The sequence below is a fragment of the Porphyromonas gulae DSM 15663 genome, from assembly GCF_000378065.1.
Taxonomy (GTDB): Bacteria; Bacteroidota; Bacteroidia; order Bacteroidales; family Porphyromonadaceae; genus Porphyromonas; species Porphyromonas gulae.
Genome location: NZ_KB899152.1, coordinates 61,454 through 87,096, shown reverse-complemented (window position 1 = coordinate 87,096; position 25,643 = coordinate 61,454). Strand labels below are relative to the sequence as shown.

The following is a 25,643-nucleotide window of genomic DNA, read 5'->3' as shown; positions in this document are numbered from 1 at the left end:
CTAGCTATGGCCTTTAATCTGAAGAAACTATGGGCTAAGCTTGCTCGAAAGGCGAAAAACACCCCGAAAAGACCTATATCAACCCTCAATCTCGGCCTCATGCCCTTCTTCCTACTCGAAAGACACAAAAATATCCCTCAAAGGCTAAAACCGGTGGCTTAACCAACACCAAACCGAAAAGAAAAGGGGCTGCGCAAAAAATGAATTTTGACACAGCCCCCTCAAAAAACAGAATACCCCAAAGAAGTATCAACTAACTCAGAATTATTCTTATTCCTCGCTCTAACTTGGCACACTTGGCATCGGTCGATACATCTCTTAGATGTGCATTATATCTATCAGGGATAAGAATAACTTCGGTAGAATCAAAAGTACGAATAGGCATGTATACATAAATAGTACCTAACACTTGGCATTCTCCATAAGGAATACCAGCTAAAAATTCCCTTGCTTGCCATGTCAATAATACTTTTGCTGAAACCATATTGTTCTGGTCGTCATAGGACATATTGTTTAGGTCAAGGACATATTGAGCATCTTTTCCACTTTGTGGTGAAAACTCTTTCATCAAAGTTTTAAGCATCTGCGATGACGCTGTTTCCAAGATTCCCCGATATGTGCGACGAAGTTGTTCCTGCTTTGAAATCCAAGCTCCCTGATGTTTCTGTACAGTATTGGGGGCATCACAATTACTGAAAGTAAACGCTATCACAAAAAAAATGATAAGGCTGTGATTTGATAAAATCTTTTCATATCCGGATATTGTCAATTATAATTTTTACAGTTTTGCTATGTTACCACTCTTTTAATGATTACAAAATCAATTCAGAACGATTACTATTCCTCGATTTAACTTGGCACGGTCTTTTTCCATGGACACTTTCTTCAAATGTTCATTGTATTTATCGACTCTGAGGATTGCTTTTGTAGAATCAATCGTGCGAATAGGCATATATACCTGAAGGGTACCTGATACTTGACACTCTCCATAAGAGATATTTGCCATAAATTCTCTTGCTTGCCATATCAATAATACTTTGCTTGAAACCATATTGGTTTCTTCGTCATAGTGGATACTCTCTAAATCCAAGACGTAACGTGCTTCTTTTCCACTTTGTGGTGAAATATCTCTCATAAGCTTTTGGGTCATCTGCGATGCTGCAGCGTCCAATTGTCCGCGATATGTACGACGAAGTTGTTCTTGACTTATAATTTGCCCTTTACTTTGATTTGAATATCTCTCGTCTTTTTGTATTTGTCCAATACTGGCATCAGCACAAAACTTGAAGAGAGGAGCAATATATTTTTTCCCTTTCTCTGTCAGAAAAGAGCACAAGTCCCTCGACGTACGATCGGTATGGATCTCAAAAGCATACCACGGAATCACAATCTTGTATGAAGAATCACTATCGGGAGTATAAAGTCTGGCCGAAAGAGTCAGTATCACACCCTCATATCCATAACCAACACTAAAGCTGTGATTAAAAGGTTCGTTTAAAAGATATTTCAAACATAGATCGAGTTCGGGATTTTGATAAAATGGATCTGTTGGGTCCAAAACAGGCCCTCCTGCTCTATGAAAGCATAAGTACTGTATCGCTTCTTGTGCTTCTTGTGAAGAAGAAATATGTCTTTTGATACAGCCAATTATATTCTCCTTTTGCCTGACATCGAAAACATCCCATATATCCAGAATCTTACCTGTCTTTTTATCAATACTCACGCAACTCTCGGTTTCTGTTCGATGATTCCATGTAGCTGCATCGTAAAGAGCTTGATTGATATTAATGTGGTGCCTTACCGTCAGCATATCCGCTCCGTCATGCTGTACAGTCAATACACTTAAGTCCAACAAATCGCAATAATCACCGGAAGGAGCATCTTTAAGAACGTTCGATTCCTGTAATCTATATTTGACGATTTGCTCGGGAGATAATTGAAGGATCGAGTTAGGAATACTCTCTTCGATCACTGCCCATGGATTTCGCAAAAAAATCCTTTTAAGCTGAATAAGAACATGCGAATTGGCACTTTTCGGATACTGAAATTCCAAAATAGCTGAGTTCTCGGTCATGGGAAATAGGTCTCCTCTATCAGGGAAATAACATACTGTGTCTAATCTTGCTTGTATCGTTGTGATGGAATTTTCTCTTACATAGCGTGTTTGTGACTCTAATGAACTTGGATAAAAACCAAGGATAGAGAAAAGAATAAGAGAGAGTAGTTGTTTCATATTATTTTTCAAATTATTCATCCATTATACTTATTTAGAAAATTTATTACCATAGTTTATAGTCCGCCTCCGGTGGAGCCTTGTTCACCGCCGCTATTGTCGCCCGTATTTGAGGGCTGCGAAGGCGTTGGGGTATTGCTATTGGTTTTGTTTGCCACTTCCACCTGCTCATAGGTTACGCCGTTCAGTTCTTTGAACGAACGCTTGAGGATGCAGCCGATGGCCGGTTTGCTGATGTGCATGCGAGGATTGAAGTCCTCCTTGTTCTCCACGCCTTGGCTTTTGAACGTGCCACGGAAAGTGGCCAACCCGGCGAGATCGACATTCATCCCAAGACCGACGAGGTAGCGGATCGAATCCGACAGCTGTTCCAAGACGGCATAAATATCGGCACGACCGACCGTCGTGTTCTTGGCCATCAAGTCGCAGAGATCTTTCATTGTGGCAGTTTTTACGGAGACGGGATTGGCATAGTAGAGTTCTTTGCCGGCATCTTTGCCTAAGCGAACTACTCGTTTGGATACTGAATACTTCATAGTAATTCTATTTTTTATGTTAGTAAAAATTGGATTTGCTTTTGTCCGAATATCTCAGTCCGAAGAGGATAACGGGCTATACCATAGGAGAGCAGGCGGTATGCCGTAGAGGATGACGAGCTGTCCCGTACAGCTCTTCGAGCTACGCTGTAGGGCGTAGCTCGACCCCCTCCGGAATATGCTCCGAAAGGCCGTAAAATGCGATCGAAAAAGGATGGAAAAGAAAAAATTTCGACAAGGGGCAGAGGCCGATATAGCCTTAAGTCGGTTATCGAAAACAAAACGAATTATACCGTTTTTAACAAATATGGGGGGGGGGTATTTTGGGAAGTGCGGTCGAAACAAGCAGGGATACGCAGCAAGGACATCATCGACATAAAACGCTCATGTCCGGTATGAAAGTATTTACTTGTCATTTCTTATTAAGAATATATTTACGTTGCGAGCAAAGGTAGAAGATTTATCTCATATAATCTGTCCGATAAGTGCCCAAAACGACATTTTAACGACAAAAAGAAAGGGGTTCTTGTATAAGATCTCTTTGCGCGATAAACAGGTGCTTTTGTCTATTTGTTTTATTGAGCAAAGGTTCCCTAAATCTCCAATGACCGTCAATAGAAAAACAGAGCCTGACGACCAATCGGGCGAATATAACAGGAGGGTCGGAAAGCGATAATACACAGGCTGCCTTCCGACCCTCCATCCCAACATATATAATTACAAATCGACTGCCCAGAGTTCTGCAAATGCCTGCTGATAGTCGCGCTCGGCTTCCATCGCTCGGCTAACCGTATCATAGTAGAGTCCCATTTCCACGATGTAGTCCAGCAGAGAGATCTTTCCCGTATCCAATGCTTTCTTGAGCAAGTCGGCATTGTCCGATGTGGTCAGCAACTTGCGATAACCTTCGGCCGTTGTCTTGAGGCCGACAGCACGGTCATACAGGAGCTGGAGCCCGCTGTATAGCTGCTGCCGAGTGTCCGCCTCACGCATTTCGGCTGCTCTCGCCGAGGCCTTGGCTTGTCTGATGCGGTTTTTATTTTCCCACAAAGGCACAGAGACGCCTAAGGATACACCCTGAAACCTTTCGCCGCCTACTTTCTCACTTACATAGCCGGCAGAGAATGTCGGCAGACCTGTCGCACGACTCAACGCGACCTGCTGTTTGCTTGCCAAGATCTCTTCGTGGGCGTATGCCAGCTGTGGATTCTTTTCTGCTACCCCGTCGAACCATGCAGCAAAATCCTGTGGTAAGATAACCTCCGGATAGCGGCTTTCGTCGAATACGATCTCTATTCCTCCGTTCAGTCGCTTGAGCCGGACGAGCAGTGCGTTTCGCTCCACCTCCACACGGGATATTTCGCCCTGTACGGCCGCGAGGTTCAGCTTCACCTTGTTGTATTCCAGCTGATTGGTGTCGCCGGCTTTCAGGCGAGCTTCGTATCCTTCGGCAATCGTGGTGGCGTGTCGGAGCCGACGCGCCAGTTCGAGCAAGAGAGCATTGTTGTATATCAATTCGATACAATACGTCTTGGCTTCCAGCAGGATGTTCATCCGATCTGTTTTGTACTGCCAGTCCAAGAGTTTGTCCTGCATCTTGGCTGCACGGCTCTTCATGCCCGTGATGGTAGGGATGTCGAAGCTCTGCGTAATGCTGAAGTCCGTCCGATTTCCGATTTCCGCAGGGTTTCCCCATAGATAGCCGACCTCCACTTCCGGATTGGACAGATATATTCCGGTACGGTTGTTCAGTTTTTCTGCCTCTGTGCTCTCCCGAAGAGCTTTCAGCGTTGTATTGTTCTCTTCGATGGCACGCAGTACATCGCTCATGCCTTTCTGTGCCCAAAGGGGAGTAGTCGCCAAAATGGCCAATATGCTTATGAAGATTGCTTTCATTCTTTTTCCGTCTTTCTTATTCGATTGTAACTTGTCGATTTCGGAACGTCCTTTCTCTATAGCTTTTATTCGTCAGCAGATACATAATCGGCACGATAAAACCATTGAGAATGGTGGAGGAAAACAATCCCCCGAGTATCACTTTAGCCATCGGACTCTGGATCTCGTTGCCCGGCAGTTCGCCACCAAGAGCCAATGGTATAAGGGCTAGTCCGGAAGTGAGCGCCGTCATCAGGATCGGATTCAGACGATCCAGCGAACCGCGCATGACGCTTTCGTATGGAGAAAGGCCTGCTTGCTGCAAATCGTTGTAGCGTGAAATGAGCAACATGCCGTTGCGCGTAGCTATCCCAAACAGCGATATGAAGCCGATGATGGCCGGAATGCTGATGATCCCCCCCGTGAAGAAAATCGTGAGTACGCCGCCGATCAGAGCCAAAGGCAGATTGAGAAGGCTGACGGCCGACTGAGTAAGGTTGCGAAACTGGTTGAAAAGCAAGAGGAAGATCACCAGAATGGAAAATATCGAAGTAATGAGCAGCGTACGCGATGCGGCCTGCTCACTCTCGAACTGCCCCCCGTACTCGATATGATAACCTTCGGGAAGTGAGATGTCGGCATCGATCCTTTCCTGAATATCATTGACTACGCTGCGCAGATCGCGTCCGGCTACGTTGGCCGAAACGACTATTTTGCGGGAAACGTTCTCGCGGTTGATCGTGTTCGGACCCGATGCCGACACCACGTCGGCCACATAAGCGAAGGGAATCTTCCGTCCGCCTGCATCTATGATGAGATCGTGGATGCGGTCAGCAGTCTCTCGACTCTCGTCGTTCACCTTCAAGGTGAGGTCAAACGAACGATTGCCTTCGTATACCTGCGAAACGACTTCTCCGGCAAGCATCACATCCACTATCTCGGCGAACCCTACCGGCGTGAGTCCGTACTTGGCCAGCATCTCGCGCTTCGGTACGATCTTGAGTTGGGGGCGTTCCACCTGCTGTTCCACGTTGAGATCCGCTACTCCCTTCACATCGTGGACGGAAGCCTTGATCTGATTGCCGATTGCAAAGAGGCGGTTCAGATCGGGCCCAAATAGCTTGATGGCAATGTTGGCGCGCGTACCCGATAGCATGGCATCTATACGGTGCGAAATGGGCTGACCTATTTCGATATTCACACCCGGTAGCACTTTCAGTTTCTCACGAATGTCGGCCAGGACTTCGTCTTTGGAGCGATCCTTGAGGACAAACGGCACTTCTATCTCCGACACATTGACGCCCAGTGCGTGCTCGTCCAGCTCGGCACGTCCGGTCTTACGTCCCGTAGTCTGTACTTCGGGCACACAGAGCAGGATCTCCTCTGCCATACGCCCCATCCTGTCGCTCTCCTCCAGCGAGATGCCGGGGAGTGTGCTTACGTTGATGGTGAACGATCCTTCGTTGAAGGCAGGCAGGAAGCTACGTCCGAGCGTGAAGAAGGTGACGAGCGTAGCCACCAGCACGCCACCGGTCGCAAGCAATACCTTTTTCGTATTGGCGAGAGCGCGACGAAGAGCTTGCTCGTACCAACCTTTCAACTTCTTGGCCACTATGGGTTCCTTTTCGGGTGCATCCTCTTTCTTCCCCTTGGCGAGCAGATAGCTGCAGAGCACGGGCGTAAGCGTAAGTGCCACGAAGGTAGATGCCACAAGTGCGATGATGAAAGCTATCCCAAGCGGAGCCAGCATACGCCCCTCCATGCCGGAGAGGAAAAACAGCGGCACGAAGCTGGCGATAATGATGAAAGTAGAGTTGAGGATCGGCATACGCACCTCTTTCGAGGCCTCGAATATGACATTGAGCACCGTATCCCGCTCTTCGCGAGGCTTCAGGCGGTTTTCGCGCAGGCGTTTGAATACATTCTCCACATCCACGATGGCATCGTCCACGAGCGAACCGATGGCAATGGCCATACCTCCGAGACTCATCGTATTGATGGTAAGCCCCATCAGCTTGAGAGCCAAAAAGGACGTCACCAGCGAAAGCGGGATGGTCACCAGCGAAATGATTGTAGCACGAGCATTCATCAGGAAAATGAATAATACGATCACAACGAATATACCGCCCTCGTACAGCGCTTTTTTTACGTTGCCGATGGAGCTTTCGATGAAACGTTCCTGACGGAAAATATCCGTGCTCACCTTGACATCGGCAGGGAGTGCCTGTTGCAAATCGGCCAGAGACCGATCCAGCCTCTCGGTCAGCTCCAGGGTACTCGTTGCCGGCTGTTTGGTGATGGTCACGAGTACGGCAGATTGCCCTCGCTCGGAAGCAAGACCTAACTTGGGTGCCTTATTGCCTACGGTCACCTCCGCTACGCTTTCGAGCATTACGGGAATGTCGTCGATGCTTTTCACCAGCGTCTGTCCCAATGCGTCTGCATCGTTCGTGGACAGGAGTCCGCGAAGGATATATTCGTTGCCGTATTCATACAGCACACCTCCCGAGGCATTGCGGTTCATTTGGCTGACAGTGGCACGGACTTCGGCCAGCGTGATGCCGTAGTGCTTCATCTTTTCGGGGTTCAGCAGTATCTGATACTCCTTGATGTCGCCGCCGAGTACCGTCACCTGAGCCACACCTCCGATCGAGAGCAGTCGCGGTCGGATCGTCCAGTCGGCCAATGTGCGCAGCTCCTGGAGCGATGTGCTGTCAGCCGTAAGGCCGATAATCAGCACCTCGCCCAGAATGGAGGATTGCGGACCGAGCGTAGGATTGCCCACATTGTCCGGCAGATCGGCACCGACCACGGCCAGCTTTTCGGACACGATCTGACGGGCACGGTAGATATCCGTGCCCCAGTTGAATTCCACCCACACGATAGAGAAGCCCGTCGTGGACGAAGAGCGCACGCGACGCACATCGGTAGCACCATTGACGGCCGTCTCCACGGGGAAGGTTACCAGGCGTTCCACCTCTTCGGGGGCCATGCCAGGTGCCTCCGTCATTACTACGACGGTGGGGGCATTCAAATCGGGGAATACATCCACCTCCATATTGGAGGCTGTATAGGTACCGACCAACATCAGTAGTATGGATGCCACCAGGATGGTCAGCCGGTTGTTCAGAGAGAACCGAATGATCTTGTTCAGCATGATCTACTGTCCTCTCTCATTAATGGGTATGACCTTCGGGCATTACGGACGAGATGGCTGCCAACTTCACCTGGTACACTCCGTGGGTGACGACGCTGTCTCCGGCTTTCAGTCCGGACAGGATTTGTACCCGACGGCCATTGCTCTGCCCGAGCCTAACCTCTTGTTTCTGATACCCCTCTTCGTCCAACCGCAGGTATACGAAGTGCAGCCCTTGCTCCTCGGTAATGGCCGACACCGGGACGGAGAGGACCTCTTCCTGTACATTGGAGAGCAAGTACACGGTGACGAAAGAGCCGGGTACCACGTTGCCCACATTGTCGAATTCGAATGTGACGGGGATGTAGGAGGACTGGGTGGATGCCCGTCCGAAAGAGAGCAGTCTTCCGTTCAGATCGGACAGCTCATAGAGTTTGTTGTCGTACGAAGTTTGGAAGTTGGCGCTGCTGATATTGCCTACATTTTTGAAATATTTTTCCGACACCTCTGCCCGCAGCTGGAGGCGGCGGTTCTGCGATATGGTGGCGATGGGTTGGCCTACGGACACGTATTCGCCCTGATTCACCATGCGGTTTTTGATATATCCGCTCATGGGAGCCGTCACCCTGATCCCTCCCGCTCCGGTGCCGGATGCCTGGGCTTCGTATATGGTCTTGGCAGTCTGATAGTCTCTGCATGCCTGCTCGTACTCTTTGTTCGAGATTATTTGGTCTTTCACCAGTTTTTCGGCTCGCTGGTGTTCTTTTTTGGCGGATTCGTAGGCGATCCTCGCTTTGGTCACGGGATCACCATCCGGCAGATTCTTGGCAGAAATGCTGACGATACACTCTCCTGCCCGAACGGAAGCACCCTCCGTAACGGCCGAGCTGACGAATGAAACGATGCCGTTGGCTGTGGCTACCACGGTGGCCTCATCGCCTTGTGCGGACAGGATCTGCCCGCTTGTTTTGATCACGTAGTTGAAGGTTGAGGGAGCCACTTTCTCAACCTGCAATCCTGCCGCTTCAGCCTGCCGGCATGTGAAGTGGATCTCGTTGGCGGATGCCGATTTTTTCCCTGCTTTATCCTCATCATGGTCATGATCATGGTCCTCTTCCCCGTCATGGTCGTGGTCATGGTCGTGACCGGCCGGATGTTCGTGTTGGAGCTCTGTCCCCGCCTGTGTGGCTGCATTGCTCGAATCGCATGCCGTAAGGATTGTGGCAGCGACGATATATAATAGTGACAAATAGTATGGTTTCATCTTTATGTTTGTTTTCCTGTTGCTGTAAAACTTTTGACACGATAAGGAGCACAATCGTCTTGGTCTCATAGCCCTTCGGGACAGAGAGGAAGATGTTCGCCGGGCGATCGGTTTGTTCTTTTCGAAATAGAAAAACCACGAGGATGATCATCCTTCACGATCTTCGTCTCTTGTCCGGAAAAAGGCACGAACATGGCTCCTAAAAACACGGTCTGAGAAAAGTTTTTTTCTCGAACCGGAAGGGAAAATTTTACGCTCGTAAACGAAAATTTTTTGGCTCGTATTTTTGAATTTTTCCGAACCGCGATCCGATGATTTTTGGCTCGTATTTGCTTGGAGGATCTCCCTTGTCCGAAGTGGATTGCGTGTTTGCTTAGCCCAAAGCGAGAGGAGAATACATGTAGTATGGGACGTACACGATCGCCTCAGAGCCTGAAAGCAGACAGCATGAGGACTGCTCTATGACAGCCTCAAAAGAAAGAAGCTATGGGACTAATGGGAAAGATCCTTCTGCTGTGCCCAAGAGAAGCACAAGCAGTTTTAGGAAAAGATGAAAGGAGGGGCTCGCAAGCCATGTGATGGTCTTGCTTCGGAAGGGGTATAAAAGACCAGGTATTCCCCATATTCGGGATCGGCCGAATGGTCGTCGACCGGATGTAGCAATAGATCGGCTACGGCAAAGAGAATAGGATATAGATGGATATGATGCGGATCGTGACATTCGTCGCACAGAGAAGATCTGCTCTTGATCCGAAGTTCGGAAGCGGACAGGTAGAAGGTTTTGGCTACGCAAGTCGGTTCGCTATGCGTGTGCTCGCTACCCGAGAGGGCGTCATCGTGACAATGCTTTGCCATGAGACAAGCCATACCTTTGTTGTGATGATGGTGGGGCATAATCCCGATGATCAGCACGACAAGGGAGGCCAAGCCTATAAAGAATATGGAGAGCTTCTTTCTCACGAGCGACACGATTTCGGAACAAAAATAAGGTTTTATTCTTGTATTAACAGATTTTTTGCCGATTTTCGCCCTAATCGCGTACTTGCCTGAACGCAGTACCCAGATTGTCGATAATATCCGACGCTATCAGGCTCTCCTGACTATAACGTCCGGCATAGATATCTCCGGCCAAACCGTGGATATAATTGCCGAGGACGCAGGCCGAAGCGGGAAGATAGCCTGACCCCAACAGGCCGGTAATGATGCCCATGAGGACATCGCCGCTTCCGCCCGTTGCCATGCCGGGGTTGCCCGTATTGTTGAATACGACCATGCCGCCGGGCATACAGGTTGCACTGAATGCTCCTTTCAGGACTACATAGACATGATGATGACAGGCGAGGAATCGGGCTTGGCGCAGCCGTTCATAGTCCGTATTGCAATGGGTGGTCAGCCGTTCCAGCTCTCGTGAATGAGGTGTGAGGATGCTGTTGATAGGCAGACGGTCGAGCCAACCGCGGTTTTCCGCGATGATATTCAAGGCGTCGGCATCAAGCACCAAGGGGCCATTAGGAGCGGAAAGCATCTTTTCGACCAAACGGACGGTAGCTTCTGCCCGTCCCAAACCGGGCCCGATGCCTACCGCCTGAAAGACCAGCGGGGAGGAATAATCACAGACAATATCCACTCTTTCGTCGGCATGCACCATAGCCTCCGGCACAGCGGTCTGCATGACGCTCTCTCCACAGGCGGGGATATGAGTGGTCAGCAAGCCGATACCGCTTCGGAGACAAGCCTTTGCGGCCAGACAAGCCGCTCCCATCTTGCCCCGACTTCCCGCTATGAGCAGAGCGTGGCCGAACGTCCCTTTGTGTGCAAAACGAGGGCGTTGTCGGATGATGCCGGATATATCGAAATCGGTATTGAGAAAATACTCTGTCTTGATCGTTTGCTTCCCCTCCACGCTCAGACCGATATTCAGGACTTTCCATTTGCCCACATAGTCGGCGTTTTCGGAGAAGAGGAAGGAGAGTTTGGGATACTCGAACGTGAGGGTGTGTGTGGCTCTGACGATGGCATTCGGATTATTGCCGAAGTTATCCTCCTCGAAGAGTCCCGAGGGAATGTCAATCGATACTATCTCTACATCGCACTGGTTGAGGAACTCCACCACCTTGGCAAATCCACCTTTCAGAGGCCGATTCAGCCCTACGCCGAAGAGCCCGTCTACTACCACGGCCTGGCCGGAAAGTTCCGGCGGGGTGAAGTTGTCCACCACCTCAGTCAGCCTGATGCCCGGAGTCTCCAACAGACGTATCCTGTACTCGTTGCATTCGGGGCTGAGCGATCCGCTGACATTGAAGAGAAAGGCATCCACCGAATAGCCGTTTTCGCTCAGAATACGGGCTGCGCACAGGGCATCTGCTCCATTATTGCCGGGGCCGGCAAAGACTACGACCCGACGCTGCTGGGTGTAGAGACGTTCGAATTCGTACACCCATGTGGCGGCAGCTCGCTCGACCAAATCGATCGAGGATATAGGCTCGTTCTTTATCGTGTAGCGGTCGAGTTCCTTGATGCGTGCTCCGGTGAATATCCCGATCATGGCCTCACTCCATGGTTCCGCGGACGATACCGCGCTTGGATGATTTGATAAAGTCTAATATCAGTTGCTTCTCGTGACAATCGGCATACTCCTGTTGGATAATGTCGATCGCATCGGAGTTGTTCAGACCTCTTTGGTAAAGTGTCCGATATACATCATTGATCAGGAAAATCTGCTCGTTGGTGAAATTCCGGCGGCGCAGACCTACGATGTTGATTCCGCAGTACACGAGCGGATCCCGTCCCACCAATACGTACGGAGGGATGTCTTTCGAAAGGCGGGAGCCGCCTTGGATCATCACATGCTGAGAGATACGTACGAACTGATGCACCAATACGCCTCCACTGATGATGGCATGGTCGTCTATTTCTACTTCGCCGGCTATCTGCGTAGCGTTGCCGATGATAATATGGTCGCCCAATACGCAGTCGTGGGCTATATGGCTATAGGCCATCAGCAGACAGTGGCTGCCCACTATGGTAGTGCCACGAGAGGCAGTGCCTCTATTGACGGTAGCACATTCGCGTACGGTGGTATAATCGCCCAGGATGGCAGTGGAGTCTTCTCCTTGGAACTTCAGATCTTGCGGTACTCCTCCGATCACTGCATTTGGATGGATCTCACAGCCTTTACCGAGTGTCGATCCGTAACGAACTACGGCATGAGGATGCAAAATGGAACCATCGCCGATCTTCGCTCCGGCCTCTACAACGGCAAAAGGGCCTATCTCAACGCCTACTCCTATCTCGGCATGTGAATCTACACACGCCAACGGACTGATTTTAGTCTCTGACATCATTCTTTATTCTGGATTATCTGTGCCATAAATTCAGCTTCGCAGGCTAACTGCTCTCCTACGAAAGCTAAGCCGCGCATATTGGCCACTCCTCTACGTATCTCGGAAATCATTCTGAGCTTGAATACCAAGGTGTCACCCGGTACCACTTTGCGGCGGAATTTCACTTTGTCGATCATCAGGAAGTAAGTGGAGTAGCTCGAAGGCTCGGTCAGGGTATTGAGTACCAAGAGTCCTCCTACCTGTGCCATTGCCTCTACTTGCAGGACTCCCGGCATCACAGGCTCCCCGGGGAAGTGACCGGGGAAGAATGGTTCGTTGCCGGAAACGCTCTTTACTCCGACTATATAGTCCGGCCCTACTTCGATGATCTTATCGACCAACAGGAACGGATAGCGGTGGGGTAGAAGCTCTTTGATCCGGTTGATGTCCATGATCGGCTCTTTGTTCGGATTGTAGACAGGAGCCTGTGCTTCGTTCTGTTTGATTTCTTTGCGAATCAGACGCGCCATCTTGTTGTTGATGCTGTGACCCGGACAGGTAGCAATGATACGTCCACGCATATATTTCCCGATCAAAGCCAGATCGCCCAATACATCGAGGAGCTTGTGGCGTGCCGGTTCATTGTCGTAGATCAGAGGCTTGTTGTTGATGTATCCCAATTCATTGACCTGCTTCCGCTCTACGCCCATCATATCGCTGAGAGCATCGAGGCGGTCTTGCGCCAACGGCTCGTCGTAGATGACTAGGGCGTTGTCCAAGTCGCCACCTTTGATCAGATTGGCTTCCAGCAGCATCTCTACCTCCCGAACGAAAACGAAGGTGCGAGCACCTGCGATCTGCTCTTCGAAATCCGACAAAGTTTCCAAAGAGGCGAATTGATTGCTAAGCACTTTGCTGGGGAAAGCAATGTGTACATCTACCGTAAATTCGTCATCCGGCAGCAGGATCAACTTGGAGTTACTTTCCGGATCGGACACCTCCATGCGTTTTTTCACTATATAATACTCGCGTGGTGCTTCCTGTTCCACCAAGCCGACACGCTTGATTTCGCTCACATAGGGTTCCGCGCTGCCATCCAAGATGGGAAATTCGGGTGCATCCACCTCGATCAAGCAGTTGTCTACGCCCAAGGCATAGAGAGCTGCCATGGCATGTTCTATCGTGCTGACGGATACTTCGCCCTTTTTCAGCACCGTACCACGACGAGTGCTGTGCACATTGTCTGCGATGGCGTCTATAACGGGCTGTCCCTCCAGATCGATACGCTTGATTTTATATCCGGATTCCTCCGGAGCAGGACAGAAAGTAATATGAATATCCAGTCCGGTGTGTAGGCCTTTGCCTTGCAGGCTGAACTTGTCTTTCAGTGTTTGTTGCTTTTGCATATTTCTTTTAGTTCTGATATTTCTTTTTCCAATTGCTCGATGCGGCGACTCATGTCAGGAAGTTTGGGGAGGATAACTGATGCGCGGAGCATATCCCGAACCGGCATGCCGGGCGAACCGAGAAGCGTGGAACCGGACTTGACGTTGCTCAACAAACCGGTCTGCCCTCCTAAGCTGACCCTGTCTCCCACCTTGATGTGGCCGGACAAACCTACCTGTCCTCCGAACTGGCACCATTCGCCCACATGGGACGAACCGGCCATGCCGACTTGAGCAGCAAAAACCGTATGACTTCCGACAGAACAGTTGTGAGCAATCTGTACAAGGTTGTCCAGCTTTACTCCGCGGTGTATGATGGTCGAGTCCATCACAGCCCTGTCGATACAGGTGTTGGCACCGATTTCGACATCATCTTCAATGATAACGTTCCCCAGTTGCGGAATCTTGCTGTAGCCATCGGCACTCGGCGCAAAACCGAATCCGTCCGCTCCGATAACGGCTCCCGAATGAATCACGCAACGCGAACCGATGGAGCAGCCATCATATACTGTCGCATGGGGATAGAGGATCGTCCCCTCTCCAACAGACACACCGCTACCGACATAAACATGCGGATACAAGCTACAGCCGGCACCCAGCGATGCTCCCTCCGATACGTAGGCAAAAGCTCCTACATAGCAATCCTCCGGCAGTGTCACCGATGGATGAACGAAAGCTGTGGAGTCGACTCCCTTTCTTTTAGGCTTCATGCTGTCCACCAACTGCATCAGCTGTGCCAATGCGGCATAGGCATTGGGTACTCGTATCAGGGTCGTCTTTACCGATTCGCGTGGCTCGAAGTCCTGATTGACGAGTACTGCATCGGATTGGGTGTCGTACAAATAGTGTTCGTACTTGGCATTGGCCAAAAACGAAAGACAGCCGCTACGACCCTCCTCTATCTTGGCAAAGTCGCGCAGTCGCACCTCAGGATTGCCCTCCACAAAACCGTGGAGGTAGTCAGCTATCTGTTGGGCTGTAAATTCCATGTGACGGGGTTAATTAAGGTACAATGGATCTCAAAACATTTATTCCTTTAGAGTCTATACGACTCTCTTACGTTTAATAGAAGCCCGATGGATCAGATTAGGCCTTTCGCCCGAAGAGCAATCTCCATCTGACGCTGCATGGCAGCTGCTTCTCCGGCAGCTTTAGCGGCGAACCCCTCCGTATTATCCGCGTAGATAATACTGCGCGAAGCATTGACAAGCAAACCGCACTGAGCGTTCATGCCGTACTCGGCCACGTCTTCCAGACTGCCGCCCTGTGCTCCCACGCCCGGGACAAGCAAGAAAGCGTCCGGCACGATCTCGCGAATATCTTTCAGCATGGTAGCCTGCGTAGCCCCTACCACATACATCAGCTGACCGGCATTGTCCCACGTCCGGCTGATACGAATAACGCGTTCGAAAAGATATTCGCCATCAGCATCGCGCATCATCTGAAAGTCCTGCGAGCCTTTGTTCGAGGTCAGAGCGAGAAGCACCGTGAACTTGCCTGCATAGCTCAGGAAAGGGCCGATGCTATCCTCTCCCATATAAGGAGAAACGGTGAGGGCATCCACCTTGAGATGCTCGAAAAACGAACGGGCATACATATCGCTCGTATTGCCGATATCTCCGCGCTTGGCATCTGCTATGATAAACTGGTCGGGGTATTGCTCCCGAATGTATTCGATCGTTTTTTCAAAAGAATAGGCTCCGAAGCTGCCCATACTCTCGTAGAAAGCCATATTGGGCTTGAAAGCCACACAATACTCGGCCGTAGCATCGATGATGGCTTTGTTGAAAGCCAAAATAGGATCATCTTCATTCAACAAATGTGGCGGTATTTTCTTTACATCGGTATCCAACCCGACACAGAGAAACGAGCGTTTCCGGCAAATCCGGTCAAAAAGTTCTTTCGTTGTCATCGTCTATTTACTTGTATTATAAGGCGGCTTCTTTCATCCGCTCAACGTTTTCTGCTATTATCAAGGCATCGATAAAAGGCTGTACCTCACCGTCCATCACTGCCGACAGATTGTAGACCGTCATATTGATGCGGTGATCCGTCACTCGTCCTTGCGGATAGTTGTAGGTACGAATCTTGGCCGAACGGTCGCCGGTCGATACCATCGTCTTGCGTCGGGCTGCAATAGCTTCGTTATGCTTGGACAGCTCTATGTCGTAGAGTTTGGTGCGCAGCATCTGCATAGCCAGCTCGCGGTTGGCTATCTGCGAACGAGCCTGCTGGCAAACCACCACCATACCCGTAGGCTTGTGCGTAAGCTGCACCTTGGTCTCCACCTTGTTTACATTCTGACCTCCTGCTCCGCCCGAACGGGACGTTTGCATCTCGATGTCTGCCGGGTTGATCTCCACGTCCACCTCTTCGGCTTCGGGCAAGACTGCCACGGTAGCTGCCGAAGTATGTATGCGCCCCTGCGTCTCAGTCGCGGGTACGCGCTGGACGCGGTGCACTCCGCTCTCATATTTCAGGATACCGTACACTCCTTCCCCCTTGACCGAGAAGACGATCTCCTTGTAACCACCCGTGGCTCCTTCGCTCAGGTCGGTGACCTCCACCTGCCAGCCTTTGGTCTCGCAATACTTGACGTACATGCGGTAGAGGTCGCCGGCAAAAAGCGCAGCCTCATCGCCCCCCGTTCCACCGCGAATTTCCACGATGGCATTCTTGTCATCCTCCGGATTGGCCGGAATGAGCAGCATCTTGATCTCCTCCTCCAGGATGGGCAAGCGTTCGTTAGCCTCGGCCAGCATCTCGCGAGCCATCTCGCGCAGCTCCTCGTCGCTCTCTTTGGTCATGGTATGCTTGGCTTCTTCGATATTGGCGAGCAGATTGCGATAGTCGTGCCCGGCCGTATGGATCTTCTCCAGATCGCGATACTCTTTGCTCAACTTCGTAAAACGCTTCATGTCAGCGATTACGGCCGGATCCGTGATAAGCGTGGAAATCTCTTCGAAACGGCTCTCCAAGCCATCCAATCGGTCTAATAGTTTATTCTCTGACATACGGGTGTATCGGGGTGGAGGTGTTTAGTATCGGATCTCTCCATAGGGCGTTTGGAGGATCAATTCGTTGGCCGGAGCCTCTTCCACACGACCGACGATACGCGCCGGAATGCCGAAGCTCTCGGATATTTCGATCACGCGTGAGGCATTCTCTTCAGTCAGATACACTTCGAGACGATGTCCCATGTTGAATACCTTGTACATCTCCGCCCATTCGGTCTGGCTTTCGCGCTGTATCAGCTCGAACAGGGGTGGAGTCGGGAAGAGGTTGTCCTTGACCACGCGCTTATTCTTGACGAAGTGCATCGCCTTGGTCTGTGCACCGCCGGAGCAGTGTACCATGCCATGAATGCGGCGACTCATCTCGTCCAGTATGGCCTTGACCACAGGGGCGTAGGTACGTGTGGGCGAGAGCACGAGCTTGCCTGCGTCCAATCCCAATCCGGCTATGGCGTCGGTCAGTTTCATGCTGCCGTTATAAACCAAATCGTCCGGCACCGAGGGATCGAAACTCTCCGGGTACTTCTCTGCCAGATAGTGGGCAAAAACGTCGTGGCGAGCCGAAGTCAGTCCGTTGCTCCCCATACCGCCGTTGTACTGCTCCTCGTAGGAGGCTTGCCCGAATGAGGCTAACCCGACGATAACGTCGCCGGCCTTGATACGGGCATTGTCTATCACATCCGATCGCTTCATCCGGCAAGTCACCGTACTGTCTACGATGATAGTCCTGACCAGATCGCCCACATCAGCCGTTTCCCCTCCCGTGGCATAGGCGTTCACACCCATGCGACGCAGATCGGCCAGAAGCTCTTCCGTGCCGTTGATGATAGCCGATACTACTTCGCCCGGTATCAATCGTTTGTTCCGGCCGATGGTCGAGGACACAAGTATATTGTCCACGGCACCGACACACAGCAGATCGTCTATATTCATGATCAGCGCATCCTGTGCTATTCCTTTCCATACGGAGAGGTCTCCCGTCTCCCGCCAATAAACGTATGCAAGTGAGCTTTTGGTGCCGGCTCCATCTGCATGCATGATATTGCAATAGTCGGGATCACCCCCGAGAATATCCGGAATAATCTTGCAGAATGCCTGAGGGAAAATACCCTTGTCCACATTCTTGATGGCGGCATGCACGTCCTCTTTCGAGGCCGACACTCCGCGCAGGTTATAGCGTTCGTTAGACATATAGCTGCTTCGTCTTTGTTTTCTTGTTTTAGCGCAAGCGCAGTATATCGCCCTCTTGGGGTATATATTCGCCGTCCTTATCGTTGAGCTTGTAGAGGTTCTTCATCCGGATGCCATAGCGTTGGGAGATACTGTGCATCGAATCACCCACTCGCACTACGTGCTGTGTATGCTTGGAGATGGAGCGTGCGTGCTTTTTCTCCAGATAGATCACATCGCCCTTTTCGATCGGGAAATCCACGGGAGCATCGTTGTATTTGGCCAGTTTGGAGGCTCTCATGTCGAACTCTTCGGCCAGAGAATCGAAGGTATCGCCCTGCTTGGCTATGATGTAGAGCAGTCCGTAGCTGAAGTAAGCATCGTGCTTGAGTCCGCTCTGCTTCTGCTTGCTCGTTTGATGGGATTTTTTGTTGGTCCCGGGATAAGACTTGTGGAACCACGAGGGGTACTTCTCGCGATCCAAAGCATATAGCTCGTACAGCTCCACCATCTTGATCAGCAGATTGGCATAGCCCCGATTGGTGGCATAACCACAGCGTTGCAACCCCGTAGCCCAGCCCCGATAGTCTTCCCTGTCGAGTTTGAACAGGGGACGATAGCGTGGTTGGAGCAGAAAACGGGAATGATCTTCGTACGATTCGCGAGCGGCCGAATAGCTGCGGAAGCATTCGTTCGGCGCATCGTCGGTACGATAAGTACGCTTGCCTGTCCACGATTTGTGGCATTTGATCCCGAAGTGATTGTTGTGTACGCTGGCCAGCGTACTGGCTCCGGCTCCGGTCTCTACCAAAGCCTGTGCTATGGTGATGCTGGCCGGTATATTGTAGCGGCTCATCTGCCGGATGGCCTCATCGGCATACTGCTTCACGTAAGCCTCGTATGTGCGGTTTCGGCTCTGAGCCAGCCCGACGGCTGTCCCGAAGAAAAAGAGAACCGAAACGAATAGGATCTGCCAAATGTTTACTCTCATCTGTCTGAAATAGTTGCAACAGAACAACGTTAGCTACAAAAGTACAAATAAATTGCGCTCTATCAGGGAGATTGTGCCATGGCAACGGGGCAACCACATCTTGAACGACCTCTAACCCATGTTTTCCATCGGATTTAAGGCGGAAAACGCCGTCTGCTTGCTCGCAGATTCCTCCAAAAGAAAATCCGACAAGTTCCAAGAAATGGCTATTGTGAAGAAGCGACGGAGTGTTGTCATAAAGGGCAAATTACTGCGTTGCTTGCGACATTCGGCTTCAGTCGCCTACGCTCCTGCCTCTCTACCAGCTCCAGTGCTTTGTCCTTTATGCATTCTTACGCATCTAAAAGGGGGCTGTGCCAAAACGAATTTTGACACAGCCCCCTTGCGATCCGAGGTACGGGGAAGTCCGTACTCTTAGTTGGTCTTCATCAGGCGTTCCAGACGGAGCAGCTGATAGTCGTAGAACGAACGGTCGGCAGCGTTGCCGGTGGCCTTACGATTGCGGTAGATGGTCTGCACGCGCTTGAGCTGTTGCAGCAGGAGGGGTGCAATCACTTCACTCGGAGCCGGCTTGGAGAAGACCGTAAGACGGAAGAATGAATTGGCTCCCTCCTCCGTTGCGTGGTGACCGCTGCAACCGAGGGCACACGGGAGGTTGTCCTCGCTGAGCTTGTGCGACAGGGCGTCCAGCTCTTCGGACAGACGGCGTGCCGTGTTCTTGCTTTCCGTGGAGAGACCGCTATAGGCTGACATGAGGTCGATGGCCAGGTTCTGAATAGAACGGTCGGCATCGGTCAGATTGCCCTTTACGTTGAAGATGGCATCGATCAGCTCGTTGGCATAATCCGTGAGCTTGTACACTCCCGGTTGTCCGGACTGCTCTGCTTCGTATATGCGTCCTATACTGCCCGGATTGAAGAGTGCTGCCACCATGGCCTTGCCCAAGAGGTCGGTCATCGTAGAGTTCTGTTCCACCTTGTGGAGGAAAGCCGGTTCGGCCAGCCATTGGCGGTAGGTACGAGCCTGATTGAGGAGCCAATCCATGGCTTTGCGTTGCTTGTCTTTGGTGATGAAACGACGGGAAAGTGTATTCTCTTCACCCTGACGGATTTCGAAGTGCTCCACACCTCCGATATAAGGCATGATATGACCTACGTGGCGGTAGTATTGGAACATGAGCTGTTCGTGCATGTCGCGCAGGTCATCGTAGCGAGCATCCTTTTCGAGGAGCCATTTGTCCATGTTCTTGGCGATAATCTTCAGGTTGCTGATGGACATGTCGCCGGCGCGGAAGTGATCGTTGCCGAGGTCCTCGGTCTGGTCTGTGGGGTCAATGGTGTAGGGGAACTGCTGTGCACCGAAGGTAAACATGGGATCGTCTTTCTTCTCGGCGATCCAAGCGTTCAGCGTCGGCTTTTCCTCTTCTGCGGTTTTGGCTCCGGGCACGAGACGATAAGCCCAGTTGATGGCATGAATGTCGTACACACCGAGGATGGGAGGCGTCAGACGTACACCGCGCTCCAAGTCACCGGGCTGCGCCACGAAGTTGTTGCGGGCATAGTCCATGATACTCGGCGTAGTACCGTATTTCTGCGTGAACTTCGGATCGCGCAGGTTCTCGATGGTGAAGGAGTAGCTGGCACCCATGTTGTGCATCAGACCGATGGTATGACCGATCTCGTGAGCCGCCACATAGCGGAGCGATTCGCGCATCACATCATCGTCGAATACAGCCTTGCGAACGCGCGGATCCACGGCCCCGGTCTGTACGAAGCGCCAGTTGTGGACGAGGGAGAGCACATTGTGGTACCAGATCACATCCGCACAGATAATCTCGCCACTTCGGGGGTCTACGAAGCTCGGGCCCATGGCGTTGGCCGTGGCCGTAGTGGCATATTTGAAACAGCTGAAGCGAATGTCGTCCGGATCGAAATCGGGGTTTTCCGCCTTCGTGGGATAGTCCTTGGCGATGATGGCATTCTTGAATCCGGCTGCTTCGAAAGCCGTACGCCAGTCCTCGATAGCCTGCTTGATCGTAGCGCGCCATTTGTCGGGGAAGACGGAGTCCACGTAGAAAACGATAGGCTTCACAGGCTCCACCAGTTCGCCGCGCATATAGGCTGCACTGTCCTTGGGCTGGAGATCCCAGCGGTGGATCAGCTTGTATGACTCCACTTTGTCCTTGTCTGTCGTGAAGTATTGGCGGTGAGAATTGAAAAATCCCACACGATTGTCCTGCAAACGCATACGCATCGGTTTCTCCGGGAGGAGCAGGATGGAGCGTTGCATGATCAGGGTGTATGGCTCGGAATAGGGCTGAGTCTTGTAGGTGAGCATACTCTTGATCTCCACGTTTCGGGGGAAGCTCTTGACTTCCGTTACGATGCTGGCCGTCGGGTCGAGCATACCCTTGATTACATTGACATTTTGCATCGTGGGTGGCAGGATCGTCAGAGGCGTAATGCTCTTTTCATCTTCGCGGAAAAATTTGGTTACGTCGATCAGCACCTTGCCGTCTTTCGTATCCACGATGGGGAATGCTTTGAGGACGGGGTCGAAGAAGTTCTTCTTGAACGAGGGGACGATAGGATCGTCTTCTCTGACCACGGCACCCACCTGAGGCGTGTGGAGATAGACGTTGATACTGTCACGTGAGAATTTGATCAGGAAGGGAGACGTGCTCATCTGTCCGGCCACGGCTTCGCGCGTATTGCTCGTAGCAGCCACACGGCTGCTGAGGAGATACTCCCGACGGAATGCGGAGTCGGGCATGGCAAACAGGATCTCATTCTTCTTCGTGAAGTAAACGGTGAAAGGGCCTTCGCTCTTTTTTGCACCGGCTACGGTCTGATCGAATTTGGATTTCTGAGCCGGAGCTTCCGTTGCGGGCTTCTTTTTCTTCGAGCGAAAGAAGTAATCGCTCTGCGCTTCAGCCCTGAAAACGGGCAGGATGCAGGCAACAGCCATGCACGCAGTAAAGATTCTTTTGTTCATGCTTGATTATAGGGTTTGATGTATGGTTGATTTTTCTTCTGTCGTAGCACCACAGAGGCAAGCCGACCGGGCACCCGTGTATGCCAGGAGATCGGCCGGAGCTATACGAAGCTGTAAGCCGCGCACACCGGCACTGACGTATATATAAGGAAAAGACATGCAGGTATGATGAATGTAAGCCGGATAGGTCTTCTTCATCCCGATGGGCGAACAGCCGCCACGTATGTATCCCGTGAGTGGAAGGAGCTCGCTCTGTCTGATCATCTCCACGCTTTTGTTGTCCGATGCCCGTGCTGCCAGTTTGAGGTCTACCTCCTCATCGCCCGGCACGATGCAGACGAGCAGTCCGGTCTTATTGCCGCGCAATACCAATGTCTTGAACACCTGCCTGACGTCCTCACCCAGCTGCTCCGCCACATGGATGGCCGAGAGGTCTCTCTCGTCCGGCTCGTAGGGGATGAGTTCGTAGGGTATATGTGCTGCATCGAGAAGACGCGCCACATTCGTCTTGGGCATCTTTCCGGTCATTTCCGGCGAAAACGATTGAGGATAAAACGGATAGCGGCATAGCCGAAGCCCACCACAAAGAGCCATCCGAGTGCCAGGTCCCAAGCCTTAGTCCCTTCGTGTCCGATTTTCATCAACCCGAAGGCGACGAAGGTCAGACATATCAACAAGGCACTCCACGAGCCGTTTCTGTCTATGAAGCCTGCATAGCGCAGAGCCGTGGCCCGATCAATGCGCCCATGTTTGTGGCCGATAAAGACGGCACTCTGCTCTGCCAGAGCGAAACAAAATGCTACACCTCCACTGATATGAAAGAACAGCTCCAAACCGGCAGATCTGCCCTCCGAATTGAAATCATCCAGCAGCATGCCGGTGAAAGCAGCTGCGAAAATCAGGATTCCCAGCCAATAAAGATAGAAACGGGGTGTCAGCCCTTGCTTCCTGTCGGATTGAGCTTTCTCGTGTAATGGTTTCTCCATTGTTTTCGTATGACAATATTCGGTTCAATTTGTTTAATAACAAGGCCCCCGCCGGCATAGTGCCGAGCAAGACCATAGCCCTGCGGCTCTTATAAGATCAGTTCGGTCAGGGAGCCGAAGGGAGGGAGCGAGGCAAAGGCACTCTCCAGCGTGCATTGTCCGACCAGCGTACGGGCACAATTGATCACCCCACCGTGGCAGAAAATCAAGATGGAGCGATAGCCGGCAGCTTTCTTTTCCAGTATGAAGTCCCGCACGCGCTCGAACTGCTCTCGCTGCGACTCTCCACCGGGCACAGGTTCGTCGATATAGCGGCGGAAAAAAGCTTCTACGTCTGTTGTGTCCAAAATTTCCTCCCAAGGCTTTCCTTCCCAGTCGCCGAAGTTCATCTCCTTCAGCCGATCGTCTCGGATGGCATCGGGATAGCCGCAAAAGGCCGCCAGCTTGGCTGCACGCTGCAAGGGACTGGTAAAGACAGCCTCCGGATCGAGGCCTTTGAGACGGGCACACGCCGCCGTAGCCTCCTCTTCGAAGGTATCGCGAACGTCCACATCGGTGAATCCGTAGCAGTGCTCATTGCCATTGAGCAGCACCGAAGTGTGGCGCATCAGATATATTTTCATCAGTGGATTATTAGAGTATCGGTCGGAAAAAAGCCTTCCGAGTCCGACAAAGATAGTAGAAAGAGAGTGCATCTGAAAACAGACCAATCGCGTGCTATCGATCAACTGAGAGGATGGAAGTGCTTTTGTATTCCGGTTCGGAAAATTGCCCGATCTGCATCCGTAAAAACGTGGAGCGAGAATTTTTTCGTTTTGGTGGAGGACTTGTTTTAATTCCTGTATGGTGCAATTGAAATTCGACCCCGAGGAGAGAGCAAGATACCTGCTTGAATGTTTTAATTCCTGTATGGTGCAATTGAAATCCGAATCAATCCAAAAAAATACCGACGCCATCATCGTGTTTTAATTCCTGTATGGTGCAATTGAAATATCCAGCTTCAAAAGAGTCCAAACCAAGCATGACTGGGTTTTAATTCCTGTATGGTGCAATTGAAATCTCTACGCTAAACATTAACTTTATCTCAATACTCTCTCCGTTTTAATTCCTGTATGGTGCAATTGAAATTATAGGCATTGCGGAGCATTTTATCCGCATTGATTTTGTTTTAATTCCTGTATGGTGCAATTGAAATTCCGCGAACTCCGCCGATTCGCCGATCGTAAACGACGTTTTAATTCCTGTATGGTGCAATTGAAATAGCCTTGTCCATATTGATTCGTTTTAGTCATTAGGTTTTAATTCCTGTATGGTGCAATTGAAATTGAAGAGGACACATCGTCCTTTTAACTCATCGGGGTTTTAATTCCTGTATGGTGCAATTGAAATGTTTGCCAGATGCAACAAGAATGTTCAGCGTTATCGGTTTTAATTCCTGTATGGTGCAATTGAAATATACCCTGCATTTTGGGCCGGGCGAATCCGTTTTGCTGTTTTAATTCCTGTATGGTGCAATTGAAATAAGAAAATGACAACTGCAGAAAAATTTAGAGAGCTGTTTTAATTCCTGTATGGTGCAATTGAAATATCGCTTTCAAAAGCGAGAGCCTTCCACACCATCACGGTTTTAATTCCTGTATGGTGCAATTGAAATTGTGTTATATACGAGGTTTGGATTTTGATTATCTGCGTTTTAATTCCTGTATGGTGCAATTGAAATAAACAGTCTACGTGGACAAGGTGAAGACGGAGTACGTTTTAATTCCTGTATGGTGCAATTGAAATGAACAATGGCTTTTCTACCCTCCGCGGATAATAGGTGTTTTAATTCCTGTATGGTGCAATTGAAATGACCGCTGCCTCCGTTATTTCATCAATTTGTTTCCATTGTTTTAATTCCTGTATGGTGCAATTGAAATCAGATTTGGTTAGACATATAAGAGCCGGGAACTCAAGTTTTAATTCCTGTATGGTGCAATTGAAATCTCTTTGAGGGCAATTATATCCCCGTTCCCTATCTCGTTTTAATTCCTGTATGGTGCAATTGAAATTGGATCCGTAATTGTTATAATGGGAATGATTTTTACGTTTTAATTCCTGTATGGTGCAATTGAAATTCCGTTCCGCGCAAACTTGATATTGTGCAATTGCTTGTTTTAATTCCTGTATGGTGCAATTGAAATTGGATCCGTAATTGTTATAATGGGAATGATTTTTACGTTTTAATTCCTGTATGGTGCAATTGAAATTCCGTTCCGCGCAAACTTGATATTGTGCAATTGCTTGTTTTAATTCCTGTATGGTGCAATTGAAATAAGAAAACGTAAGATTTGCTTGTCCGTCCAAGTCTAGTTTTAATTCCTGTATGGTGCAATTGAAATCGAATCGATCCAAAAAAATACCGACGCCATCATCGTGTTTTAATTCCTGTATGGTGCAATTGAAATAAGGGCGTGTATTCTTAGAACCTTCTGCCGGTAGGTTTTAATTCCTGTATGGTGCAATTGAAATCCATATGCGCAGCCGTGAAAGAGTGTAAGGCCGTCTAGTTTTAATTCCTGTATGGTGCAATTGAAATAGACAGTACGCGCGCTGGCAGGCGCAAAAAAAACGGGTTTTAATTCCTGTATGGTGCAATTGAAATATCCGTGTTGAAAAAAAGGAGAACGCAAAAGC

19 protein-coding genes and 1 CRISPR repeat array are annotated in these 25,643 nt (G+C 50.4%); all 19 genes read right to left on the bottom strand.

All coding sequences use genetic code 11. The annotated features are described in order from the left end of the window. Positions 1-253: 253 nt before the first annotated feature. The 19 genes from F452_RS0103120 to cobC all read right to left on the bottom strand — a co-directional run bounded on the left by F452_RS0103120 (position 254) and on the right by cobC (position 23,590). Entirely contained in the window at positions 254-583 is a 330-nt protein-coding gene (locus F452_RS0103120; RefSeq protein WP_018964792.1) for a hypothetical protein, read from the bottom strand. Between the two features lie 237 nt (positions 584-820). Further along, positions 821-2,254: a hypothetical protein gene (locus F452_RS0103115; protein WP_235317545.1), complete on the bottom strand. Its 1,434-nt coding sequence runs from the start codon at positions 2,252-2,254 to the stop codon at positions 821-823. Between the two features lie 35 nt (positions 2,255-2,289). After that, positions 2,290-2,769 carry an HU family DNA-binding protein gene (locus F452_RS0103110; protein WP_018964790.1) on the bottom strand — a complete coding sequence of 160 codons (480 nt, stop codon included), beginning with the start codon at positions 2,767-2,769 and terminating at the stop codon, positions 2,290-2,292. A 717-nt stretch (positions 2,770-3,486) separates the two neighbouring features. After that, positions 3,487-4,665, bottom strand: a complete 1,179-nt coding sequence (locus tag F452_RS0103105; protein ID WP_018964789.1) for a TolC family protein — start codon at positions 4,663-4,665, stop codon at positions 3,487-3,489. 16 nt (positions 4,666-4,681) lie between these two features. Further along, entirely contained in the window at positions 4,682-7,801 is a 3,120-nt protein-coding gene (locus F452_RS0103100; RefSeq protein ID WP_018964788.1) for an efflux RND transporter permease subunit, read from the bottom strand. A 19-nt stretch (positions 7,802-7,820) separates the two neighbouring features. Continuing rightward, the gene (locus tag F452_RS0103095) at positions 7,821-9,044 is read right to left on the bottom strand and encodes an efflux RND transporter periplasmic adaptor subunit (protein WP_018964787.1); all 1,224 of its coding nucleotides are present in this window, start codon (positions 9,042-9,044) and stop codon (positions 7,821-7,823) included. 540 nt (positions 9,045-9,584) lie between these two features. After that, positions 9,585-10,004, bottom strand: coding sequence for a DUF6769 family protein (locus F452_RS0103085; RefSeq protein ID WP_026292144.1), 420 nt, complete (start codon positions 10,002-10,004; stop codon positions 9,585-9,587). 70 nt (positions 10,005-10,074) lie between these two features. Next, entirely contained in the window at positions 10,075-11,589 is a 1,515-nt protein-coding gene (locus F452_RS0103080) for a bifunctional ADP-dependent NAD(P)H-hydrate dehydratase/NAD(P)H-hydrate epimerase (protein WP_018964784.1), read from the bottom strand. 4 nt (positions 11,590-11,593) lie between these two features. Next, positions 11,594-12,388 (bottom strand): acyl-ACP--UDP-N-acetylglucosamine O-acyltransferase, encoded by a 795-nt coding sequence (lpxA, locus tag F452_RS0103075; RefSeq protein ID WP_235317894.1) that lies wholly within the window; start codon positions 12,386-12,388, stop codon positions 11,594-11,596. Next, the gene (locus tag F452_RS0103070) at positions 12,385-13,773 is read right to left on the bottom strand and encodes a bifunctional UDP-3-O-[3-hydroxymyristoyl] N-acetylglucosamine deacetylase/3-hydroxyacyl-ACP dehydratase (protein WP_018964782.1); all 1,389 of its coding nucleotides are present in this window, start codon (positions 13,771-13,773) and stop codon (positions 12,385-12,387) included. Before F452_RS0103070 ends, lpxA begins: the two co-directional genes overlap by 4 nt. Further along, on the bottom strand, positions 13,752-14,801 hold the full coding sequence (gene lpxD / locus F452_RS0103065; RefSeq protein ID WP_018964781.1) for a UDP-3-O-(3-hydroxymyristoyl)glucosamine N-acyltransferase: 1,050 nt from the start codon (positions 14,799-14,801) through the stop codon (positions 13,752-13,754). Before lpxD ends, F452_RS0103070 begins: the two co-directional genes overlap by 22 nt. A gap of 92 nt (positions 14,802-14,893) precedes the next feature. Next, on the bottom strand, positions 14,894-15,724 hold the full coding sequence (pyrF, locus tag F452_RS0103060) for an orotidine-5'-phosphate decarboxylase (protein WP_026292143.1): 831 nt from the start codon (positions 15,722-15,724) through the stop codon (positions 14,894-14,896). A 16-nt stretch (positions 15,725-15,740) separates the two neighbouring features. Further along, positions 15,741-16,826, bottom strand: coding sequence for a peptide chain release factor 1 (gene prfA / locus F452_RS0103055; RefSeq protein ID WP_026292142.1), 1,086 nt, complete (start codon positions 16,824-16,826; stop codon positions 15,741-15,743). A 24-nt stretch (positions 16,827-16,850) separates the two neighbouring features. Next, positions 16,851-18,017, bottom strand: coding sequence for an AIR synthase related protein (locus tag F452_RS0103050; RefSeq protein ID WP_018964778.1), 1,167 nt, complete (start codon positions 18,015-18,017; stop codon positions 16,851-16,853). Positions 18,018-18,045: 28 nt separating this feature from the next. After that, positions 18,046-18,987: a glucosaminidase domain-containing protein gene (locus F452_RS0103045; RefSeq protein WP_018964777.1), complete on the bottom strand. Its 942-nt coding sequence runs from the start codon at positions 18,985-18,987 to the stop codon at positions 18,046-18,048. Positions 18,988-19,401: 414 nt separating this feature from the next. Continuing rightward, the gene (locus tag F452_RS0103040) at positions 19,402-21,954 is read right to left on the bottom strand and encodes a zinc-dependent metalloprotease (RefSeq protein WP_018964776.1); all 2,553 of its coding nucleotides are present in this window, start codon (positions 21,952-21,954) and stop codon (positions 19,402-19,404) included. 33 nt (positions 21,955-21,987) lie between these two features. Continuing rightward, the gene (ybaK, locus tag F452_RS0103035) at positions 21,988-22,509 is read right to left on the bottom strand and encodes a Cys-tRNA(Pro) deacylase (protein ID WP_018964775.1); all 522 of its coding nucleotides are present in this window, start codon (positions 22,507-22,509) and stop codon (positions 21,988-21,990) included. After that, positions 22,506-22,967, bottom strand: coding sequence for a hypothetical protein (locus F452_RS0103030; RefSeq protein WP_018964774.1), 462 nt, complete (start codon positions 22,965-22,967; stop codon positions 22,506-22,508). The genes ybaK and F452_RS0103030 overlap by 4 nt, the downstream gene beginning before the upstream one ends. 89 nt (positions 22,968-23,056) lie before the next feature. Then, complete coding sequence (gene cobC / locus F452_RS0103025; protein ID WP_018964773.1) at positions 23,057-23,590, bottom strand: alpha-ribazole phosphatase family protein; 534 nt, start codon at positions 23,588-23,590, stop codon at positions 23,057-23,059. Positions 23,591-23,796: 206 nt separating this feature from the next. After that, positions 23,797-25,611: a CRISPR direct-repeat array (repeat unit 30 nt; unit sequence GTTTTAATTCCTGTATGGTGCAATTGAAAT). Positions 25,612-25,643 lie beyond the last annotated feature (32 nt).

What these genes read in the sequence shown, in the direction of transcription:
- F452_RS0103095 (WP_018964787.1), bottom strand. Translation starts at nt 9,044, where the DNA reads ATGAAACCATACTATTTGTCACTATTATATATCGTCGCTGCCACAATC.
- F452_RS0103030 (WP_018964774.1), bottom strand. Translation starts at nt 22,967, where the DNA reads ATGGAGAAACCATTACACGAGAAAGCTCAATCCGACAGGAAGCAAGGG.
- lpxD (WP_018964781.1), bottom strand. Translation starts at nt 14,801, where the DNA reads ATGGAATTTACAGCCCAACAGATAGCTGACTACCTCCACGGTTTTGTG.
- F452_RS0103120 (WP_018964792.1), bottom strand. Translation starts at nt 583, where the DNA reads ATGCTTAAAACTTTGATGAAAGAGTTTTCACCACAAAGTGGAAAAGAT.
- F452_RS0103100 (WP_018964788.1), bottom strand. Translation starts at nt 7,801, where the DNA reads ATGCTGAACAAGATCATTCGGTTCTCTCTGAACAACCGGCTGACCATC.
- pyrF (WP_026292143.1), bottom strand. Translation starts at nt 15,724, where the DNA reads ATGACAACGAAAGAACTTTTTGACCGGATTTGCCGGAAACGCTCGTTT.
- F452_RS0103080 (WP_018964784.1), bottom strand. Translation starts at nt 11,589, where the DNA reads ATGATCGGGATATTCACCGGAGCACGCATCAAGGAACTCGACCGCTAC.
- prfA (WP_026292142.1), bottom strand. Translation starts at nt 16,826, where the DNA reads ATGTCAGAGAATAAACTATTAGACCGATTGGATGGCTTGGAGAGCCGT.
- ybaK (WP_018964775.1), bottom strand. Translation starts at nt 22,509, where the DNA reads ATGACCGGAAAGATGCCCAAGACGAATGTGGCGCGTCTTCTCGATGCA.
- F452_RS0103105 (WP_018964789.1), bottom strand. Translation starts at nt 4,665, where the DNA reads ATGAAAGCAATCTTCATAAGCATATTGGCCATTTTGGCGACTACTCCC.
- cobC (WP_018964773.1), bottom strand. Translation starts at nt 23,590, where the DNA reads ATGAAAATATATCTGATGCGCCACACTTCGGTGCTGCTCAATGGCAAT.
- F452_RS0103110 (WP_018964790.1), bottom strand. Translation starts at nt 2,769, where the DNA reads ATGAAGTATTCAGTATCCAAACGAGTAGTTCGCTTAGGCAAAGATGCC.
- F452_RS0103070 (WP_018964782.1), bottom strand. Translation starts at nt 13,773, where the DNA reads ATGCAAAAGCAACAAACACTGAAAGACAAGTTCAGCCTGCAAGGCAAA.
- F452_RS0103040 (WP_018964776.1), bottom strand. Translation starts at nt 21,954, where the DNA reads ATGGCTGTTGCCTGCATCCTGCCCGTTTTCAGGGCTGAAGCGCAGAGC.
- F452_RS0103050 (WP_018964778.1), bottom strand. Translation starts at nt 18,017, where the DNA reads ATGTCTAACGAACGCTATAACCTGCGCGGAGTGTCGGCCTCGAAAGAG.
- F452_RS0103115 (WP_235317545.1), bottom strand. Translation starts at nt 2,254, where the DNA reads ATGAATAATTTGAAAAATAATATGAAACAACTACTCTCTCTTATTCTT.
- lpxA (WP_235317894.1), bottom strand. Translation starts at nt 12,388, where the DNA reads ATGATGTCAGAGACTAAAATCAGTCCGTTGGCGTGTGTAGATTCACAT.
- F452_RS0103045 (WP_018964777.1), bottom strand. Translation starts at nt 18,987, where the DNA reads ATGAGAGTAAACATTTGGCAGATCCTATTCGTTTCGGTTCTCTTTTTC.